Below are 2,015 nucleotides of genomic sequence, written 5' to 3' on the forward strand. Positions count from 1 at the left end.
CTCAGTGGGAGAACACATGATTTCTTTTGGTTCACTCTCATGCCAAAAAGTGCTGCCTTCTCCTCGATGAATTTCTGAATTTGAGGGAGAAGGCAGTCCTGTTTGGCGATGATGGTGATGTCATCCGCATAAGCTTCGAGGACCACTGCAGGGAATTTCGAGAGGATCGCGCGGAGGAGGGGCTCAATGGCGATGGCGAAGAGGATGCATGAGATGGGGCTACCTTGCGGGACGCCACGGCTTATGCGGACGTGCACGTCTGAGTCCATGAGCAAGGCTTTGGACGGCTTCAGCATTGCAGTTATCAGAGTTATGAATTCAGGGGGAAATTTCATTGCTGTCAGGATCTGTTTGAGGGCCTTTCGGTCAACCGAATCGTATGCCTTCTCGAAATCCACAAATAGTGACCACCCTTTGGTGAGGGTGGTGATGTGATTGCTCACGTTTTTGATGCATTCACCAATGTATCTGTTTTTCATGAATCCTTTTTGGTGTGGCGTGATTTTCTCAGTTACTTGTTTGATGATTTTGTAGGAGATAGCTCGCTGGATTACTCTGAGGATGGTGTTTGTGATTGCAATGGGGCGGAGGTCTTTTGGGTCGCCAGAGAATCCAGGCTTCTTTAGCATTGTGAGCCTGGAATCCAGCAATTTCCTATGCGTCTTCCCTGCTTTCATACTGAGGTAGATATTATGGATAGGTTGGGCGAGCTTGCCAACGTTTTTCTTCAAAAACGCGTAAGTGATCCCATCTGGGCCTGGCGCAGACTTGGATTTGGCAGACTTGATGGATTCTGTGATATCATTGACTGTGATATCGAAGTCTAACTGCGAAAAGTCTGGGAGGGGGACCTCGTCCAGGAATTTTTTCAAGGGACTTGGGTTGAGATGGCGAGCTGTAAAAATTGGGGCGAATTCTTCTCGAATGTGGTCAAGGGATAGTTTTTGTTGAGTGACTGGGTCATCAGAGGATTCGATGGCTTTGGTTGTGATAGGAATAGGAGTAGCTTTGGCTTCTCCTCTCCATGGTCGCATGAATGCGAGAGGCCACTTGTCACGGTGGTTATTGCGGTCATCCTTGCGTTTCTTGAGCTCTTGGAACTCAGTCGCGTTTCCCAGGCCACTTTCTACTTTTTTCCTCAGGCTGTGAAACTCAGATTCCATTTTTTCGTCCGCTTCGTAAATAATTTTTGTGAGCAACAAATAATCATCGACATCACAAAGGCCACATGGGAGGGCTTCACTAATCTCGTCAAGAGGGGCTCTGAGGGTCTTGATCAAGCAAGACCTTTCTGGAGCCACTCTGGCGATGGTTAGTGATACAATAGCATGATCAGAGAGAATAGTTTGGGTTATTTTCAAGGCGAGATGGGAGCGTGGGATTGATAGGAAGAAATGGTCGAGTGAGTGAGCACTGTGCTCATGCAGATCCGGAAAGCGGGTGTTGAGCGAGTTTTTCAGCCATGTAATGTTCGCGTGGGCAAGTACTCCACGCAGAATATTGAATGAGTGCTTGTCCCTTGGGCGCTTCGGGTCCAAGTTCCAGTCACCAGCAAGGATAGCGATGTCAGAGGTTGTGAATCGGAGGATTCGACGTGCGATCTCAGTAACAGCTTGTTGAGAAGCTGCACAAGGTAAGTGAACTGAAACGATTCGGAGGTTGGAGTCTTGTAGCTTTGTTTCAGCAACAATAAAGTATTCATCTGAGAAGATGAATTTCAAAGGATTGGAGGAAACAATTGCGAGGTCTTTGCGGTCGCTTACTATATGTTTGTCTGGGATGGAGGGGATGGTGTTGACTTCTTGCAGGCAGAGGATGTCATAGCATTTGGCTAGGTTGGCGATTGCAGTGGGTTTGAATGGATGTGAGCGGGTGGAATTTGACCCTCTGGCGTTAAAAGAGCAAATGCGCAGCGGAGAGTCAAATATTTTGGAGTTTGTGAGACCTGGCAAGGTTGTACGCGGATGTGATGGGGAGATATCAGGCATGGGTGGTAGAGTTGAGGTGTATATGGG

The 2,015-nt window shown here is 47.8% G+C and carries 1 protein-coding gene; it reads right to left on the reverse strand.

From position 1 onward, the window contains the following. Nucleotides 1-1,988: RNA-directed DNA polymerase (locus tag F9K33_16545; GenBank protein ID KAB2877323.1), on the reverse strand; the 1,988-nt coding region annotated here is incomplete at its 3' end. Nucleotides 1,989-2,015: the final 27 nt, after the last annotated feature.

It is taken from the genome of bacterium (assembly GCA_008933615.1).
Classification (GTDB): domain Bacteria; phylum CLD3; class CLD3; order SB21; family SB21; genus SB21.